Raw genomic sequence first — 18203 nt, 5'->3', positions numbered from 1 at the left:
TCGCCCGTGTTCGGCCTGCTCGGTCCCGGTTCCGGGGTGTCGGCGACCGTGTCCGCCACACGTGGCACGATCTTCGCGTGAGCACACCAACTCAGCTCGAACAGCTCCATCTCGTCCTCGGTGACGAGGAGTTCCTCGTCGAACGTGCGGTGGCGCAGGTCATCAGCCACGTTCGCGCGAACGCGGACGTGGCCGCGGGCGCGGATCTTCCCGTCAACCGGTTGAGGGCGGGGGACGCCGGGGCGGCCGAACTCGCCGAACTGCTCAGCCCCTCCCTGTTCGCCGAAGACCGCGTGGTGGTGCTCGAGGCCGCGGCCGAGGCAGGCAAGGACGCCGTGGCACTGATCCTCGACGCAGCCGGGGACCCGCCTCCGGGCGTCGTCCTCGTCGTCCTGCACTCGGGCGGCGGACGGGCGAAAGCGATGACCGGGGCGCTGGAGAAACTCGGAGCGGTGGTGCACCCGTGCGCCAAACTGAAGTCCGGCGACCTCATCGGGTTCATCCGCGGCGAGTTCCGCACCCTCGGCGTCCGGGTGTCGCCGGAAGTGGTGCAGACCGTGTTCGAGGGGGTCGGCTCGAATCTGCGCGAACTGGCGGCCGCGTGCTCGCAGCTCACCGCAGACACCGGCGGAAAGATCGACGTCGCCGCCGTTCAGCGGTACTACTCGGGCAAGGCCGAGGTGAGCGGTTTCGACGTCGCGGACAAGGCCGTCGCAGGCGACACCGCAGGCGCGATCGAGGCGCTGCGCTGGGCGATGCTGCGCGGCGTACCCCACGTGCTGCTGGCGGACGCGCTGGCCGACGCGGTGCACTCGATCGCCCGGGTGGCCCCGGCTGGACGGGGAGACCCGTTCCGGATGGCGTCGGAACTCGGCATGCCACCCTGGAAGATCAAGAAGGCGCAGGCCCTCGCGAAGGGATGGACACCCACGTCGGTGGGGGAGGCGCTGCGTATCGTGGCGTCCCTGAACGCCGACGTCAAGGGCGCGTCGGCCGACGCGGACTACGCCGTCGAGAGTGCCGTCGGACGCGTCTCCCGGCTACGCCAGGTCTGACACGCAGACACGACAACAGCCGCTCGATCCGAGGATCGAGCGGCTGTTGGAGAGCCTGCGACGGAAGAACCGTCAGATCTTGTTGATCGCCTGCGCGAGAGCAGACTTCTTGTTGGCAGCCTGGTTGGCGTGAATGACGCCCTTGCTGGCTGCCTTGTCGAGCTTGCGGCTGGTGGCGACGAGGAGCTCGTTGGCCTTGTCCTTGTCACCGGCCGCCGCAGCCTCGCGGAACGAGCGGATCGCCGTGCGCAGCGAGGACTTCACCGACTGGTTACGGAGTCGGGCCGCCTCGTTGGTACGGATCCGCTTCACCTGGGACTTGATGTTGGCCACGCGTAAAATCCTGTCGTCTTAAGCTGGTTACGGTCGAGAAAGCTCTGGGCGCACACATATGCACCGACAGGCGAGATTACCAGTGATCGCTGTCCGATCTCAAACCGGCGCCGGACGCGCCGGGAAATCCTGCGGCTGTGCTGCTGAACGGGTGTGCATGTAGCAGCATGTCTGGGATGACGCCCCCAGCATCGAAGTCGTCAACAGTAACGAAATCGTCGGCAACCTCGAAAGCCCCCGTCCGGAAATCGGGGGGAAGCACGCAGGCGGGTGCGAAGGCATCGGGAACCCAGCCGCGGACACGGGTGACCGCTCGGCCGCGCAAGCCCGCCCACGTGTTCGACGGGTACACCGACGTCGGGCGCTACGGGCTGGCGTTCGACGAGATGTTCGACCGCGACGGCACCGTCCGCCCGCCGTACAAGGGCGTCTTCAAGGCGCTCGAGCCCGCGGACCGAGCCGACCTCGCCGCCCGATCCGACGCCCTGGGCAGGGCGTTCATCGACCAGGGCGTGACGTTCTCGCTGTCCGGTCAGGAACGGCCCTTCCCGCTCGATCTGGTCCCCCGGGTCATCGCCGCTGCCGAGTGGACGCGTCTCGAGAAGGGCATCAAGCAGCGCGTGCAGGCGCTCGAGATGTTCCTCGACGACGTGTACGGGGAACAGCGCATCCTGCGTGACCACGTGCTGCCGAAGCGGTTGGTCACCTCGTGCGAGCACTTCCACCGGGAGGCATCGGGGATCGTCCCGCCGAACGGGGTGCGGATCCACGTCGCCGGCATCGACCTCGTCCGCGACGAGAACGGGGTGTTCCGCGTACTCGAGGACAACCTGCGTTCGCCGTCGGGGGTGTCCTACGTCATGGAGAACCGCCGCACGATGGCGCGGGTGTTCCCCGACCTGTTCATGTCGCACCGCGTGCGGTCCGTCGGCGACTACGCCTCCCATCTGTTGCGGGCGCTGCGCGCGTCCGCCGCCCTCAACGAGGCCGACCCGACCGTCGTGGTGCTGACACCCGGTGTCGCGAACTCCGCGTACTTCGAGCATTCGCTGCTCGCGCGCCAGATGGGTGTCGAACTGGTCGAGGGGCGTGACCTGTTCTGCCGCGACAACATGGTCTACATGCGCACGACCGAGGGCGAACGCCAGGTCGACGTCATCTACCGCCGCATCGACGACGACTACCTCGACCCGATGCACTTCCGGCCGGACTCCGTGCTCGGGGTGGCCGGCGTCCTGAACGCGGCCCGGGCGGGCAACGTCGTCATCTCGAGTGCCGTCGGGAACGGGGTCGGCGACGACAAACTCGTCTACACGTACGTCCCGCAGATCATCGACTACTACCTCGGCGAGAAGCCGTTGCTTGCGAACGTCGACACGTTCCGGTGCTGGCTCGACGAGGAGTGCGAGGAGGTCCTGGACCGGGTCGACGAACTGGTGATCAAACCGGTGGAGGGGTCCGGCGGCTACGGCATCGTCTTCGGCCCCGACGCGTCACCCAAGGAACTGAACACGATCGCCCGGAAGATCAAGGCCGACCCGCGCGGGTGGATCGCGCAGCCCGTCGTCCAGCTGTCCACGGTGCCGACCAAGGTCGGAGACGAATTGGTGCCGCGGCACGTCGATCTGCGGCCCTTCGCGGTCAACGACGGTGACGACGTGTGGGTGCTGCCGGGCGGGCTGACCCGTGTGGCCCTGCCCGAGGGGTCCCTCGTCGTGAACTCCAGCCAGGGAGGCGGAAGCAAGGACACGTGGGTGCTCGCGAGCCGGAGTTCCGACGAGGAGCGGGAACTCGCCGGTGAGGAGCTCGTGACCGAGCCGGCGCAGTCCGCCGAGGCCGAGCAGGGACCCGAACTCAGTACGACTCAACTGCAGCAACAACAGCAACAGCAGCAGCAACAGGGCCAGGGAGGTGATCGCTGATGCTGGCGAGAAACGCGGAATCGCTGTACTGGATCGGCCGGTACGTCGAGCGGGCCGACGACATGGCCCGCATCCTCGACGTCGCCGTGCATCAGCTGCTCGACGACGCCTCGGTGGACCCCGACCGCACGTCCCGGTTGCTGCTGCGGGTGCTCGGCATCGAAGCTCCCGACACCCAGCTCGACGTCCGGTCGGTGACCGAACTGGTGGCGTTCAGCCGCAACCAGGTGGGCTCGATCATCGACTCCCTCGCCAGCGCCCGCGAGAACGCGCGGGGAGCCCGGGAGGTCACGTCCAGCGAGATGTGGGAGTGCCTCAACACCACGTACAACGGCCTCGCCGAACGGGAACGGGCGTCCAAGCGTCTCGGGCCGCACGAGTTCTTCCGGTACGTGGAGGAACGCGCGGCGATGTTCGCGGGTCTGGCCGACTCGACGATGAGCCGCGACGACGGATACCGCTTCCTGCTGCTCGGCCGCTCCATCGAGCGCGTCGACATGCTCGCGCGGATGCTGTTGTCCCGTGCGGGCGACCGCCCGTCCTCGCCGGCGTGGGTGACGGTGCTGCGTTCCGCGGGAGCTCACGACACCTACCTGCGCACGTACCGCGGCGCGCTGGACGCCAACCGGGTGGTCGAGTTCATCCTGCTGGACCGGCTGTTTCCGCGGTCGGTGTTCCACGCCATCCGGCAGGCGGAGTTGTGTCTCGCCGAGCTCGACCACCAGCCCGACAGCCGCGTCGGACCGAGAGCCGAGGCGCAGCGCCTCCTCGGCCGGGCCCGGAGCGAACTCGAGTTCCTGCCGCCCGGCGTGCTCCTCGAGGATCTCCAGGATCGGCTCGCGGGGTTGCAGGAAACCTGCCGCGAGCTCGGAGAAGCCATCGCACTGCAGTATTTTCACGCCGCGCCGTGGGTGGCGTGGACCGATGCACGGGCCGTCGGCGGCGACGCCGTCGTGGAGGGAGAGCTGTGAGCTGGCGTATGAGAGTCGTGCACACCACCGGGTATGCCTACGACGCACCGGTCACGTCCTCGTACAACGAGGCGCGACTCACCCCGCGCGGTGACAGCAGGCAGACGGTGATCCTGAACCGGGTGGAGACGACGCCGGCGACGCGGTCGTACCGCTACACCGACTACTGGGGCACTGCCGTCACCGCGTTCGATCTCCATGCGCCGCACAGGGAACTCGAGGTAACCGGGCTGTCCGTGGTCGAGACCGAACCGTTCTGGGAGCCGGAGGAGAAGGTGGACTGGGACGAGCTGGCCAGCCCTCCGCTCACCGACCGGTTCAACGAACAGCTGAGCAACACCACGTTCGTGCCGCGCAGCCGAAAGCTCGACACCATCGCCCGGGACCTCCGCAAGGGCCGCACCCCCGACGAAGCCGTTGTCGCGGCGGCGGACTGGGTGCATCGGGAGATGGATTACGTTCCGGGCACGACGGGCGTCCACACGTCCGCGGTCGACGCCTGGGCCGAACGGCAGGGTGTGTGCCAGGACTACGCGCACCTGACGCTGGTTCTTCTGCGCAGCATGGGAATTCCGAGTCGCTACGTGTCCGGCTATCTGCACCCGAAACCCGATGCGGCGGTGGACGACACGGTGGCGGGGGAGAGTCACGCGTGGGTCGAGGCGTGGACCGGTGCGTGGTGGGGATACGACCCGACCAACGCCGTCGCGGTGAACGAACAGCACGTGTCGGTGGGTATCGGACGGGACTACGCGGACGTTCCGCCGCTCAAGGGCATCTTCTCCGGGGGCCGCGCGACAGATCTCGAAGTCGTCGTGGAGATCACACGCCTGGCGTAAAGTGCCAGCCAGATCTATCTGTGGAAAGCAGGACTAACGATCCATTTCGACGAAGGTGGGTTCAATGTCTCCAACCGCACAGGAATACGTAGAAGTCGAACCGATCTCGGATCTCAAGAAATACGTAGCTGAGGCGGTCGGAACATTCGTACTGGTCTTCGCGGCGGTGGGTACGGCGGTCTTCGCCGGAGCCAAGGTCGGGAACCTCGGTGTGGCACTGGCATTCGGACTGACGCTCCTCTTCCTCGTCTACGCCATCGGCCCCATTTCGGGCTGCCACGTCAACCCGGCCGTCACGGTCGGACACCTCGCTCTCGGCCGGTTGTCCGTCGTGAAGGCGGGGTTGTACGTCGTCGCCCAGGTCATCGGCGGTCTCGTCGCCGGTGTGGTGGTGTACGCGATCGCGCAGAGCCTGCCCTCGTACAACCGGGCCGACGACGGTCTCGGCGCCAACGGCTGGGGCGCCCACAGCCCGTCCGCCATCAAGGGACCGCTCGGCGGGGTCATCGAGAACGGTTACGGCATCGGTGCGGCGATGATCGTCGAAGTCCTGCTCACCGCGCTGCTCGTGTTCGTGGTCCTCGCCTCCACCGACCAGATCTCCGACGTCCCCCTCGCCGGTGTCTCCATCGGGTTCACGCTCGCCGTGATCCACCTCGTGTCGATCCCGATCGACAACACGTCCGTCAACCCCGCCCGCAGCCTCGCCGTCGCGCCCTACCAGAACGGCGCGCTCGCCCAGGTGTGGCTGTTCATCGTGTTCCCGTTGATCGGTGGCGCGGTGGGAGCGCTCGTCTACCGGTCACTGTTCGGCCGGTACGACCGACTGCAGAGCTGACAACCGGCCGACCCGTCCCGGACCGGCGCGACCTGCGAGCCGCACTTCTCGCGTGCGTCGTTCTCGCGCTCACCGGGGCGGTCCCTGCGACCGCGACCGCCGAGGACGCACCGCGGCCGGGACCGACCTACGTGGCCCTCGGCGACTCCCGGGCAGCCGGGCCGCTCATCGACTTCACCGAGCACCGCGACCTGTGCCTGCGATCACCGGACCTGAACTACCCGGCGAAGCTGGCGCGGCTGATCGGCGCGACCACCGTCACCGACGTCACCTGCTCCGCCGCGAAACCCGCCCACGTGATCAGCACCCCGCAGTTCGTGGGGACGGGATTCGCTCCACCGCAGATCGAGGCGCTCCGCCCGGACACCGACGTCGTGACGCTCAGCATCGGCGGGGGCGGTTCCCATCACCTGCCCGTGTCGGTGCGCTGCGCCGCTGTCGTTCCCGGCGCGGATGCCGGTTGCCGCGACAACCCACGGGCGGAGCAACTGGCGGTCGAGGGGATCGCGACGATGGCACCCCAGGTCGACGCCGTGGTGGCCGCGATCGTCGCGAAGGCACCGAACGCCGAGGTCTTCCTGATCGGGCACGGCGGTTCCGTCGGACGGCGTGGCTGCTGGCCGAACATGCCCGTGTCCGACGCGGACGCGGTTTGGCTCGAGCGATACTTCGCCCGCTTCAACCAGATCTACGTCGATGCCGCGGCCAGATACGGCGTGCGTTACATCGACATCGCGAAGGCCGCCGTGGATGGTGGGCACGACGCCTGCGCGCCGGCGGGGCAGCGGTGGTTCGAGGGCATCCTGCCGCAGTCACCCGCGGAACCGGCGCATCCCAACGCGCTCGCGATGACTGCGATCGCCGAGATGATCGCCGACGATCTGCGCCGGTGACGGCGTCACTGCCAGCTGAAGTCCGCCCGCAGTCGACGCGCCAGGATCTCGAACGTGTCCTGTGCCATCACGGCGCCCTCGCGGCGGATCCCCGCCTCCGGCACGTCCAGCACCCGGTCCAGGCGGATCCAGCTCGGACGACCCTCCGCATCCCACGCCCCCGAGCCGACCGCGATCCAGTCCCGGTCGCCGTCGTGCTTGCTCTGCGAGGACAGCATCAACCCGAGCAGGGTGTCGCCGTCACGTCCGACGACGAGCACGGGCCGGTCCTTGCCCTGGCTCGGATCCTCCTCGTATGCCACCCACGTCCAGACGATTTCGCCCGGATCCGCGCGACCGTCCAGGTCGGGGGAGTACTCCACCTTCCGTGCCCGATGGGCCGTCGGGGCGGAATTCGCGGTGACCGGACGACCCGGGGCCGGCTTCGGCGCGGCGGCCGTCGACCCGGTCAGGACACCGGCCGCGCGGTCCAGCGCGCCGGACTTCTGCAGCGCCTGGATCAGCTGCGGGCCCTTGTCCCGTGCAAGTCGGCCCAACGTCTTCCCGATGCTGCTCCACGTGCTCGCCATGGCCGCCGAGCCTAGTGCGTGTATGCCGCGGCAGCCGCAACGCGGTGGCTTGGATATCCTGACAGGTGACAGTGGCCCGGAACCGGGCCGGTGCCGGTCCAGGTAAGGGGTCCCCCATCAGCAGCTTCGCCGACAAGACGTTCACGGATCCTGCCCGGATCCGGAATTTCTGCATCATCGCGCACATCGATCACGGCAAGTCGACCCTGGCCGACCGCATGCTTCAGCTCACCGGTGTGGTCGAGGAGCGGCAGATGCGCGCCCAGTACCTCGACCGTATGGACATCGAGCGCGAGCGCGGCATCACGATCAAGGCGCAGAACGTCCGGCTGCCGTGGAAGGTGGGCGACGAGGAGTTCGTCATCCACCTCATCGACACCCCCGGGCACGTCGACTTCACGTACGAGGTCTCCCGCGCACTCGAGGCCTGCGAGGGTGCGGTCCTGCTGGTGGATGCCGCGCAGGGCATCGAGGCCCAGACGCTCGCCAACCTGTACCTGGCGATGGAGAAGGACCTCACCATCATCCCGGTGCTCAACAAGATCGACCTGCCCGCCGCCGACCCGGACCGGTACGCCGAGGAGATCGCACACATCACCGGGTGCGAGCCGGGTGACGTGCTGCGCGTGTCCGGCAAGACCGGCATCGGGGTGAAGGAACTGCTCGACGAGGTCGTGCGGCAGATCCCCGCCCCCGTCGGCGACCCCGACGGTCCGGCGCGCGCCATGATCTTCGACTCGGTGTACGACGCCTACCGCGGAGTGGTCACCTACGTGCGCGTCGTGGACGGCCGGATCTCGCCGCGCGAGAAGATCACCATGATGTCCACGGGCACTACCCACGACCTGATCGAGGTCGGCATCATCTCGCCCGAACCGAAGGCCAGTATCGGCCTCGGCGTCGGCGAGGTGGGGTACCTCATCACCGGTGTGAAGGACGTCCGGCAGTCGCGAGTCGGCGACACGGTCACCGCGGCGCGCGGCGGTGCGACCGAACCCCTCGTGGGCTACCGCGACCCCAAGCCGATGGTCTACTCCGGCCTCTACCCGCTCGACGGTTCGGACTACCCGGTGCTGCGCGACGCCCTGGACAAGTTGCGTCTCAACGACGCCGCCCTGGCCTACGAGCCGGAGACGTCGGTGGCGCTCGGATTCGGATTCCGCTGCGGATTCCTCGGACTGCTGCACATGGAGATCACCCGCGACCGCCTCGAGCGCGAATTCGGGCTCGAACTGATCTCGACGTCGCCGAACGTGGTGTACCGGGTGGTGATGGAGGACGGCTCCGAGCACGTCGTCACCAACCCGTCGTACTGGCCGGAGGGCAAGATCCGCGAGGTATACGAGCCGATGGTGAAGTGCACCGTCATCGCGCCGAGCGAGTTCATCGGCGCGATCATGGAGCTCTGCCAGAACCGGCGCGGCGAACTCGGCGGCATGGACTACCTGTCCGAGACCCGGGTCGAGCTTCGCTACGAGATGCCCATGGGCGAGATCATGTTCGACTTCTTCGACGCCTTGAAGTCGCGGACAAAGGGGTACGCCAGCCTCGACTACGAGGAGGCCGGCGAGCAGCAGGCCGATCTGGTGAAAGTGGACATCCTGCTGCAAGGCGAGGCCGTCGACGCGTTCTCCTCGATCGTGCACCGATCCGCGGCCGGCGCGTACGGCGGACGGATGACGTCGAAGCTGCGTGAGCTGATTCCCCGCCAGCAGTTCGAGGTGCCGATCCAGGCGGCGATCGGCTCGAAGATCATCTCGCGTGAGAACATCCGCGCGATCCGCAAGGACGTGCTCGCCAAGTGCTACGGCGGCGACATCAGCCGTAAGCGCAAGCTGCTCGAGAAGCAGAAGGAAGGCAAGAAGCGGATGAAGACCATCGGCCGGGTCGAGGTTCCGCAGGAGGCCTTCGTGGCCGCGTTGTCGTCCGAATCGGTCGGGGACAAGCCGAAGAAGTAGCACCGACCGCTCGGTTGTTCTCCTCCGTCGACGTCTGATCGAAAGTAGGTGCGGCACGTGGCCCTCGAAACCTGGCTCACCCGGACACTGGGAATCGAGGTGCCGATCCTCGGCGCCCCGATGGGCGGACGGGCCGGCGGGGCCCTCGTCGGCGAGGTGTCGAAGGCGGGTGGGCTCGGCCTGCTCGGCGCGGCGCGCTACGCCACCCCGGAGTGGGTGGCGAAGGAGGCGGCGGTCGCGCGGAGCATCGGCGGCGACGCCTTCGGCATCGGGTTGATGACCTGGGCGCTCGACGACGACGACGCCCTGCTCGACGCCGCGCTGGCGGAGAACCCGCGGATCGTGTCGCTGTCGTTCGGCGATCCCGCGCCCTATGTGGAGCGGGTGCACGCTGCCGGGGCGCTCGTGGTGTCGCAGGTGAACACGATCGACGATCTGCGGGTCGTGGAGGCGGCGGGCGTCGACTTCGTCATCGCCCAGGGCGGCGAGGCGGGCGGCCACACCGGCCGGATCGGGACGCTGCTGCTGCTGCAGGAGATCCTGGACTCCACCGCGCTGCCCGTGCTCGCCGCGGGCGGCATCGCGACCGGCCGTGGTCTCGCCGCCGTTCTCGCTGCCGGCGCGGAGGGCGCGATGATCGGGACCGCGCTGCTGGCCAGCCCCGAGACCATCGGACCGGAGTACGCCCGCGGCAGGCTGATCGCGGCGGGCAGCGCGGACACCGTGTACACGTCGGTGTTCGACCAGGCGCGCAGCCAGCCGTGGCCGGCCCGGTGGGGTGGCCGGGCCCTGAGGAACGCGTTCACGTCCCGCTGGCACGGCGAGAACGCCCCGGACACCGAACTCGCCGCCGCCTACGACCCCGCGGATCCCGACCTCGGTGTCGTGTACGCCGGGGAGGCGGCTGGTCTCGTCACGTCGGAGCGGCCGGCGGGTGTCGTGGTACGGCAGATCGCGGCCGACGCGGAGCGGTTGCTGCACCGTTTCGCGGAGTAGTCCGGAGTCGCGGGTCTCGGCCGGATCACCCCGTGTAGTGGGCAGGGTGGAAGCCGCTCGCCGCGGCCTTCTCGGCGCGGATGACGTGGACGACCGCGTTGATCAACGCCAGATGGGTGAACGCCTGCGGGAAGTTACCCAGGTGCCGACCCGACTCGGGATCGATCTCCTCCGCGTACAACTCGAGGGGGCTGGCGAACCCGAGGAGCCGCTCGCACAGGCGCTTCGCGCGGTCGAGTTCGCCGATCTCCACGAGCGCCGACACGAGCCAGAACGAACAGATGGTGAACGTGCCCTCCTTGCCCGTGAGCCCGTCGTCCGTGGTCTCCACCCGGTAGCGCAGCACCAGCCCGCCCTCGGTCAGCTCGTCCGCGATGGCGAGCACGGTGGCGCGTATGCGCGGGTCGTCCGAGGGCAGGAACCGCAGGAGCGGAGCGAGGAGGAGTGAGGCGTCGAGTTCGTCGCTGCCGTAACGCTGGGTGAGGACTCCGCGTGCGTCGACGCCGTGCTCGAGAATGTCGGCCTTGATCTCGTCGGCGAGGTCGGCCCACCGGTCCGCATAACTCGTCTCGCCCTGCTGCTCGGCGAGTTTCGCGCCCCGGTCGAGCGCCACCCAGCACATGATCTTCGACGACGTGAAGTGCTGCGGCTCGCCGCGCACCTCCCAGATGCCGCGGTCGGGGAGCTGCCAGTGCTCGATCGCCTCCTCGACCTGACGTTTGAGCATCGGCCACAGCGTCTCCGGCACCCGCTCACGCGATCGCACGTGCAGGTACACGGAATCGAGGATCGTTCCCCAGATGTCGTGCTGGTCCTGGTCGTACGCACCGTTTCCGATCCGCACCGGGCGCGCGCCGTCATAGCCGGACAGGTGCGGCAGTTCCTCCTCGACGAGTTTCCGCTCGCCGCCGACGCCGTACATCACCTGCAGCGGCCGGTACTTGCCGTCGTCGGCACTGGACACGTCGTAGAGGAACGCGAAGAAGTCGTCGGCCTCCCGGTCGAGTCCGAGGCTGTACAGCCCCCACAGTGCGAATGTCGAATCGCGCACCCATGCGTAGCGGTAGTCCCAATTTCGTTCGCCCCCGGGGGTTTCCGGAAGCGACGTGGTCGACGCGGCGAGCAGCGCGCCGGTGGGGGCGTACGCCAACCCCTTCAGCGCCAGGGCGCTGCGCTGCAGGTAGCCACGCCACTTGTGGTCGGGGAAGCGGCCGGTCGTGATCCATTCCCGCCAGAACTTCGCCGTCTGCCACATCTTCTCGGCAGCCTCGTCATAGGTCTGCGGCGCAGGCATGTGCGACCAGGACAGTGCGACGAACACGTTGTCGTCCTCGACCATCCGGGTCCGGGCCCGGGCCTCGCGCCCTTCCAGCCCGAGCTTCATGTTGCTGGTCAGCCGGAGTGTGGGGTGGTCGCCCGCACCACTCGACTTGCAGGTGGCGGTGGCTTCCTCGTAGACCTTGCCCGTGTACTCCCACACCGCGTCGCCGCGGTGGTAGTCGAACGCGGGCTCGCAGCTCATCTCGAGATCCACGGTGCCGTTCACGCATTTGACGGTCCGCAGCAGGACATGTTCGGCATCCCAGTCCGTGGGGGTGCGGCGATGGGAGCGGGACCGCTGCTCCACGTTGTGCCACGGGCCGAGCACGAGTGCGTCGCGGACGATGAGCCACCCCGTTTCGGTCTGCCACGTCGTTTCGACGATCAGTCCGCCCGGCAGGTAGCGGCGGGCGGCGGGCACGTTCTGCCCGTACGGCGCGATCCGGAAGTGGCCGGCGCTGCGGTCGAGGACGGCGCCGAAGACGCTGGGGGAGTCGGGCCGGGGGATGCACATCCACTCGACCGCCCCGTTCCGGGCGATCAGGCACGTGGTCTCGCAGTCCGACAGGAACGCGTAATCGTCGATCGGCGGAAACGCGCGACGGTGACGATGCGCGGCAGAGCGGGGCTGGTCGTCCGAGTGCGCATCGAGAGACACCATCTGCTCATCATCGGCCGTCGTCGTCGCGGCGTCCACCTGTGCGCCGACCACGTGCCGGCGAACGATAGGGTGGCACGGTGGACCGGATGGCGAGTTGGTGGGACGGCTTCGAGCTGTGGATCGCCGGGCTCCCGTTCGTTCCGCAGGTCGCCCTCGTGCTGCTGGTGATGGTGCCGGTGTGCCGGGGACTGGCGTGGCTGCTCGATCGCGGCCTGGCCGCAGTCTTCGTCCTGCTCAGGCGGGACGTCTCGAAGGTGGAGGAACCCTGATGCCGCGCTCACGCGTCACACTCGCGCTGCTCGCGCTGCTCGTCCTCGTCGTCGTCGCATGGCTGGTCACCCGGTAAATCCCGTTCGATGTGGGCGGTTGGTTCAGCCTCTGCTACAGTCCACGGCGTGTCTGAAGCCGCTGTACACCAGGTCCGCCATGAATTGGCGTTGATCGCTGTCGGCATGCTCGCAGTCGCCGACATCGACTGTTGTTGATTTTTCCTCGCACACAGCACTGCGCGCGAGTGACACCGTGCACGCTCGACCGGTCTCGCGCTGCTTATTTTCGTTCGCATTCCTGATTCCGCTCGGGCGATCCCTGCGTTCCTCCTCTCGCACCCCCTCCCACGTTTTTCGCACCACCCCTCTGTGACAGATCCCCAGGAAGGTTTCTCCCATGAAACGCCGTTCTCGTAGTCTTCTCACGGCCCTCGTGACGCTCGGAGCTGTGGCGCTGACCGCGTGCAGCGGCGGCGCCAGCGACACCGTCGGTGGCGACTCGGCCGGTGCCGACGGCAGTGCGGGCACCATCAACCTGTACGCGTACGCCGTGCCGAAGCCGGGCTTCGACAAGCTGATCCCCGCGTTCAACGCCACCGACGAGGGCAAGGGTGTGGCCTTCCAGCCGTCCTACGGTGCCTCCGGTGACCAGTCCCGCAAGGTCAAGGACGGCGCCGAGGCCGACTTCGTCAACTTCTCCGTCGAACCCGACATCACGCGCCTCGTCGACGCCGGCCTGGTGGACAAGAGCTGGAACCAGGACGCCTACAACGGGATTCCGTTCGGTTCGGTCGTCACCATCGTCGTGCGTGAGGGCAACCCGAAGAACATCCGCGACTGGGACGACCTGTTGCGGCCCGACGTCGAGGTCGTGACCCCCAACCCGTTCAGCTCCGGATCCGCGAAGTGGAACCTGCTGGCACCGTACGCGGCGAAGAGCAACGGCGGCCAGGACCCGGACGCCGGTCTGGCCTACATCACGTCGCTGGTGAACGACCACGTGAAGATTCAGCCGAAGTCGGGCCGCGAGGCGTCGGAGGCGTTCCTGCAGGGCACCGGTGACGTGCTGCTCAGCTACGAGAACGAGGCGCTGTTCATCGAGGGCAACGGTGACCCCGTCGAGCACGTGACCCCGCCGACCACGTTCAAGATCGAGAACCCGGTCGCGGTGCTGTCGAACAGCAAGAACCTGGAGAAGGCCAACGCGTTCAAGGACTTCCTCTACACCACCGAGGGCCAGAAGCTGTGGGGCGAGGCCGGATTCCGCCCGGTCGATCCCGCGGTGGCAACCGAGTTCGCCGACAAGTTCCCCGAACCGGCCAAGCTGTGGACCATCGCCGATCTCGGCGGCTGGTCCAAGGTCGACTCCGAGGTGTTCGCCAAGGACACCGGGTCCATCGCAGTGATCTACGACAACGCAACCAAGTAAGACCGACGTGAGCGACACGACGACGGCGACGGGCGGACGCGGCACCACGGTGCCGTCTCCGCCCGTTCCGCCTACGCGCAAGAAGGTCGCCCGGGTCACCGGTGCGGTGGGACCGCTCGGCATCGGTATCGCGACGCTCTGGCTGAGCATCATCGTGGTCCTGCCACTCGCCGCGCTCACCGTGGCCTCGTTCGGCGACGGAATCGGCGGCTTCGTGGACGCGATCACCTCGCCCGTGGCGGTGGCGTCCCTGCGCGTCACCGTCGTGGTGTCGGTGGTGGTGGCCGTGATCAACGTGATCATGGGCACGCTCATCGCATGGGTGCTGGTGCGCGACGAATTTCCCGGCAAGCGGGCCGTCAACGCGCTGATCGACCTGCCGTTCGCGCTGCCGACCATCGTGGCCAGCATCGTGCTGCTGTCGCTGTACGGCCCGGAGAGCCCGATCGGCGTCCACCTCAACGCGACGCAGCCCGGTCTGATCGTGGCACTGGCATTCGTGACATTGCCGTTCGTGGTCCGCTCGGTGCAGCCGGTGCTGATCGAGGTGGACAGGGAAGTCGAGGAGGCCGCGGCCTCACTCGGCGCGGACAACTGGACGATCTTCCGGAGCGTCGTGCTGCCCACCCTGACTCCGGCGATCATCAGCGGCGCGGGGCTCGCATTCGCCCGCGCGATCGGCGAGTACGGGTCCGTCGTCCTGATCGGCGGAAACATTCCCCGAGAGACCCAGGTCGCTTCCCAGTACATTCAACAGCAGATCGAAATCGATCGGCCGGCCGCCGCGGCGGCCGTGTCGGTGGCTCTCCTGGCCATCGCGTTCGTGACGTTGTTCGCCCTCCGGGTCTTCGCCAGCCGGGGGCAGCGTCGTGAGGAGCAGGCGGAATGAAGCTCTCGGGGTCCACCCGGATCACCCTGCGCGCAGTCGCGCTGCTCTATCTGTTCGGCCTGCTGGTGGTGCCGATCGTCATCATCCTGTTCCGCACGTTCGAGAACGGGATCGGCGCCTTCATCGAGTCGATCAGCACCCCCGCCGCGATCTCCGCACTCAACCTGTCCCTGCTGATCGTGGCCATCGTCGTCCCGGTCAACGTGGTGTTCGGGATCGTGACGGCCCTCGCGTTGGTCCGGGGCCGCTTCCCCGGCCGCGGCCTGGTGCAGGCGGTGGTCGACCTGCCGTTCGCCGTCTCACCCATCGTCGTCGGTGTGTCACTGATCCTGCTGTGGGGTGCCAACGGCTGGTTCGGCGGGCTCGAATCGCTGGGGTTCAAGGTGATCTTCGGGCTTCCCGGCATGGTCATCGCCACCCTCTTCGTGACGTTGCCGTTCGTCGTGCGGGAGGTGGAGCCCGTCCTGCACGAGATCGGCGAGGAGCAGGAACAGGCCGCCGCGACGCTCGGTGCGAGCCGCTGGCAGACGTTCTGGCTGATCACACTGCCCGCCATCCGCTGGGGCCTCACCTACGGTGTGGTCCTGACCGTCGCCCGCTCGCTGGGCGAGTTCGGTGCGGTGATCATGGTGTCCTCGGGCTTCCCCGGTGTGTCGCAGACCCTGACCCTGCTCGTGCACTCGCGCTACATCGACGACCACAACACGTTCGGTGCCTACTCCGCAGCCACCCTGCTGATGGGGATTGCGCTGATCACCCTGCTTCTGATGACCCTGCTCGACCGCAAGAGGAGCACCACATGATTACCGTGACCGGCGCCCGGAAGAACTACGGGTCCTTTGCTGCTCTCGACGACGTCACGATCGACATCCCCTCGGGTTCGCTGACCGCGCTCCTCGGGCCCAGTGGCTCGGGCAAGTCGACGCTGCTCCGATCCATCGCCGGGCTGGAGTCCCTCGACTCCGGCACCGTCGTGATCGGCGGGAACGACGTCACCGACATCTCCCCGCAGAAGCGGGACATCGGCTTCGTGTTCCAGCACTACGCGGCGTTCAAGCACATGACGGTGCGCGACAACGTCGCGTTCGGCCTGAAGATCCGCAAGCGGCCCAAGCCGGAGATCGACAAGAAGGTCAACGAGCTTCTCGAGATCGTCGGCCTCGACGGCTTCCAGCACCGTTATCCGGCGCAACTGTCCGGCGGTCAGCGTCAGCGGATGGCGCTCGCGCGGGCCCTGGCCGTGGACCCGAAGGTGCTTCTCCTCGACGAGCCGTTCGGCGCGCTCGACGCGAAGGTCCGCACGGACCTGCGCACCTGGCTGCGCCGGTTGCACGACGAGGTGCACGTGACCACCGTGCTGGTCACCCACGACCAGGAGGAGGCGCTCGACGTCGCCGACCGGATCGCGGTCCTCAACAAGGGCCGGATCGAGCAGATCGGCGAACCGGAGGACCTCTACGACCGCCCCCACAACGATTTCGTGATGTCGTTCCTCGGGTCGGTGGCCAAGCTCAACGGTCAGCTGGTCCGGCCGCACGACATCCGCCTCGGCCGCGATCCCGACCTCGCCCTCGCCCAGGAGGCAGGCACGGCCGAATCGCTCGGCGTCACCCGGGCCACCGTGGAGCGAGTGGTGCACCTGGGATTCGAGGTGCGGGTGGATCTGCGTAACGAGGCGACCGGCGAACCCTTCTCCGCGCAGGTGACTCGCGGCGACAGCGCGGCACTCGGCCTGCAGGAAGGCGAGACCGTGTACGCGCGGGCCACGCGGGCTCCCGAACTCCCGGAGGCCGAAGTTCCGGTCTCCCTGTAACTCCCCGCCGATGTAGGAGGCGACTGTGGCGACCCCGGTGAATCCCGTCCGTGACAACGTTCTCATCGTGCACTGGCACGATCTGGGCCGTCACCTCGGGTGTTACGGCGCGTCCGGGGTACGTAGTCCGAACCTCGACCGGCTCGCCGCGGAGGGTGTGCTGCTGACGGACTCGCATGCGGCGGCGCCGCTGTGCTCGCCGTCGCGTGGCGCCCTGTTCTCGGGCCGGTACCCGCACAGCAACGGGCTGATCGGCCTCGCACACCACGGCTGGCAGTACCACGACGACGTCCGCACGCTGCCGTCCCTGCTGGCGGAGGCGGGCTGGTACACGTCCCTGTTCGGGATGCAGCACGAGACCGCGTATCCCAAGCGGCTCGGCTTCCACGAGTACGACGTGACGAATTCGTACTGCGAATACGTCACCGATCGGGCGTCGCGGTGGCTGTCGCGGTTCCCTCCGCAACCGTTCCTGCTGACCGCCGGCTTCTTCGAGACGCACCGCCCGTACCCGGTCGACAGGTATGTCCCCGCCGATCCCGAGGGTTTCGACGTTCCGTCGTACCTGCCCGACCGGCCGGAGGTCCGTGAGGATCTGGCCGGATTCCACGGGTCGATCGAGGTGGCCGACGCGGCCGTCGGCAGGTTGCTGCAGACGCTGGACGCCGAGGGGCTCGACGAGAGCACGTGGGTCGTGTTCCTCACCGACCACGGCGAGGCGTTCCCCGGTGCGAAGTCGACACTGTATGCGCCGGGCACCGGAATTGCGACGCTCATCCGCCCACCGCGGAGGCTGCGGGCGTCGCCTCGCGTCTACGACGACCTGTTCAGCGGGGTGGATCTCGTTCCCACCCTTCTCGAACTGCTCGGCGTCCCGATCCCCGCGGCCGTGGAGGGTGTCTCCCACGCCGGGCAGTTGCTGGGCCGGTCGGAGTCGACGGCACGCGACGTCCTGTTCACGGAGAAGACGTTCCACGACAGCTTCGATCCCATTCGCGCGGTGCGCACCAAGCAGTTCAGCTACATCGAGAATTACGCGCCTCGGCCCAAGCTCGATCTTCCTCTCGATATCGAGAACAGCCTGTCCGGTGCGGCGCTGGGCACCGAGCATCTCCGGCCGCGTCCGAGCCGGGAACTCTACGACCTGGTCGCCGACCCCGGCGAACGCGACAACCTGGCCGATACCGAGGACTTCGCCGGGACGCAGGCCGAATTGGCGCTGGAACTCGCGACGTGGCGACGGGCCACGGGCGACTCGATCCCGAGCGAGGAAGAGGGAACGGCGTACGCCCGGAAGGCCATGGAGGAATACCTCGCCACTCTCGAGCGGGTGCCGGACGTGCGTTCGGCCTACAGTTCGGACCGCGGAATTCTCGACGAGCCGCGGAGCGGTGTAGCCACGTAGGGGCGGATGATGCGGTTCCGTGCTCGCGACCTGCGCGGCAGTG

General features: G+C 68.0%; 18 protein-coding genes. 15 read left to right on the top strand and 3 right to left on the bottom strand.

Annotated features, from left to right (window positions below):
• Window positions 1-77: 77 nt before the first annotated feature.
• On the top strand, window positions 78-1055 hold the full coding sequence (holA, locus tag ACLIVD_RS25300; RefSeq protein ID WP_280782412.1) for a DNA polymerase III subunit delta: 978 nt from the start codon (window positions 78-80) through the stop codon (window positions 1053-1055).
• Between the two features lie 72 nt (window positions 1056-1127).
• Here holA and rpsT read toward each other — a convergent pair whose 3' ends face one another.
• Entirely contained in the window at window positions 1128-1388 is a 261-nt protein-coding gene (rpsT, locus tag ACLIVD_RS25295) for a 30S ribosomal protein S20 (RefSeq protein ID WP_005248015.1), read from the bottom strand.
• 305 nt (window positions 1389-1693) lie between these two features.
• On the opposite strand from rpsT, the gene ACLIVD_RS25290 reads away from it, so the two are divergent.
• The 5 genes from ACLIVD_RS25290 to ACLIVD_RS25270 all read left to right on the top strand — a co-directional run bounded on the left by ACLIVD_RS25290 (window position 1694) and on the right by ACLIVD_RS25270 (window position 6851).
• Window positions 1694-3310, top strand: a complete 1617-nt coding sequence (locus ACLIVD_RS25290) for a circularly permuted type 2 ATP-grasp protein (protein ID WP_283333627.1) — start codon at window positions 1694-1696, stop codon at window positions 3308-3310.
• Window positions 3310-4281: an alpha-E domain-containing protein gene (locus ACLIVD_RS25285; RefSeq protein WP_283333628.1), complete on the top strand. Its 972-nt coding sequence runs from the start codon at window positions 3310-3312 to the stop codon at window positions 4279-4281. Before ACLIVD_RS25290 ends, ACLIVD_RS25285 begins: the two co-directional genes overlap by 1 nt.
• An 8-nt stretch (window positions 4282-4289) precedes the next feature.
• Window positions 4290-5120: a transglutaminase family protein gene (locus ACLIVD_RS25280; protein WP_280782415.1), complete on the top strand. Its 831-nt coding sequence runs from the start codon at window positions 4290-4292 to the stop codon at window positions 5118-5120.
• 64 nt (window positions 5121-5184) lie between these two features.
• Window positions 5185-5958, top strand: coding sequence for an aquaporin (locus ACLIVD_RS25275; protein ID WP_011594352.1), 774 nt, complete (start codon window positions 5185-5187; stop codon window positions 5956-5958).
• Window positions 5959-6089: 131 nt separating this feature from the next.
• Entirely contained in the window at window positions 6090-6851 is a 762-nt protein-coding gene (locus ACLIVD_RS25270; protein ID WP_317567627.1) for an SGNH/GDSL hydrolase family protein, read from the top strand.
• A 5-nt stretch (window positions 6852-6856) separates the two neighbouring features.
• On the opposite strand, the gene ACLIVD_RS25265 is transcribed toward ACLIVD_RS25270, so the two are convergent.
• Window positions 6857-7420: a type II toxin-antitoxin system PemK/MazF family toxin gene (locus ACLIVD_RS25265; protein ID WP_491930833.1), complete on the bottom strand. Its 564-nt coding sequence runs from the start codon at window positions 7418-7420 to the stop codon at window positions 6857-6859.
• A 65-nt stretch (window positions 7421-7485) separates the two neighbouring features.
• On the opposite strand from ACLIVD_RS25265, the gene lepA reads away from it, so the two are divergent.
• The gene (gene lepA, locus ACLIVD_RS25260) at window positions 7486-9378 is read left to right on the top strand and encodes a translation elongation factor 4 (protein ID WP_280782419.1); all 1893 of its coding nucleotides are present in this window, start codon (window positions 7486-7488) and stop codon (window positions 9376-9378) included.
• 57 nt (window positions 9379-9435) lie between these two features.
• Window positions 9436-10374, top strand: a complete 939-nt coding sequence (locus ACLIVD_RS25255) for an NAD(P)H-dependent flavin oxidoreductase (RefSeq protein WP_491930832.1) — start codon at window positions 9436-9438, stop codon at window positions 10372-10374.
• A 25-nt stretch (window positions 10375-10399) separates the two neighbouring features.
• On the opposite strand, the gene ACLIVD_RS25250 is transcribed toward ACLIVD_RS25255, so the two are convergent.
• On the bottom strand, window positions 10400-12355 hold the full coding sequence (locus tag ACLIVD_RS25250; protein ID WP_283333633.1) for a glycoside hydrolase family 15 protein: 1956 nt from the start codon (window positions 12353-12355) through the stop codon (window positions 10400-10402).
• An 86-nt stretch (window positions 12356-12441) separates the two neighbouring features.
• Between ACLIVD_RS25250 and ACLIVD_RS25245 the strand changes: the two genes are divergently transcribed.
• From ACLIVD_RS25245 to ACLIVD_RS25215, 7 genes are all read left to right on the top strand, one after another.
• Entirely contained in the window at window positions 12442-12624 is a 183-nt protein-coding gene (locus ACLIVD_RS25245) for a hypothetical protein (RefSeq protein WP_005247996.1), read from the top strand.
• A gap of 87 nt (window positions 12625-12711) precedes the next feature.
• Window positions 12712-12840 (top strand): Ms4533A family Cys-rich leader peptide, encoded by a 129-nt coding sequence (locus tag ACLIVD_RS25240; protein ID WP_368681004.1) that lies wholly within the window; start codon window positions 12712-12714, stop codon window positions 12838-12840.
• A gap of 181 nt (window positions 12841-13021) precedes the next feature.
• A complete protein-coding gene (locus ACLIVD_RS25235; RefSeq protein WP_283333634.1) occupies window positions 13022-14053 on the top strand; it encodes a sulfate ABC transporter substrate-binding protein in 1032 nt (343 codons plus the stop codon).
• A 49-nt stretch (window positions 14054-14102) separates the two neighbouring features.
• A complete protein-coding gene (gene cysT, locus ACLIVD_RS25230) occupies window positions 14103-14942 on the top strand; it encodes a sulfate ABC transporter permease subunit CysT (protein WP_280782465.1) in 840 nt (279 codons plus the stop codon).
• Window positions 14939-15745, top strand: a complete 807-nt coding sequence (cysW, locus tag ACLIVD_RS25225; RefSeq protein WP_009473976.1) for a sulfate ABC transporter permease subunit CysW — start codon at window positions 14939-14941, stop codon at window positions 15743-15745. Before cysT ends, cysW begins: the two co-directional genes overlap by 4 nt.
• Complete coding sequence (locus tag ACLIVD_RS25220; RefSeq protein WP_009473975.1) at window positions 15742-16755, top strand: sulfate/molybdate ABC transporter ATP-binding protein; 1014 nt, start codon at window positions 15742-15744, stop codon at window positions 16753-16755. The genes cysW and ACLIVD_RS25220 overlap by 4 nt, the downstream gene beginning before the upstream one ends.
• 25 nt (window positions 16756-16780) lie before the next feature.
• Window positions 16781-18160 carry a sulfatase family protein gene (locus ACLIVD_RS25215; protein ID WP_283333635.1) on the top strand — a complete coding sequence of 460 codons (1380 nt, stop codon included), beginning with the start codon at window positions 16781-16783 and terminating at the stop codon, window positions 18158-18160.
• Window positions 18161-18203: the final 43 nt, after the last annotated feature.

The sequence above is a fragment of the Rhodococcus sp. G6(2025) genome (genome assembly GCF_058628105.1).
This window is presented reverse-complemented; position numbering and strand designations above follow the sequence as displayed.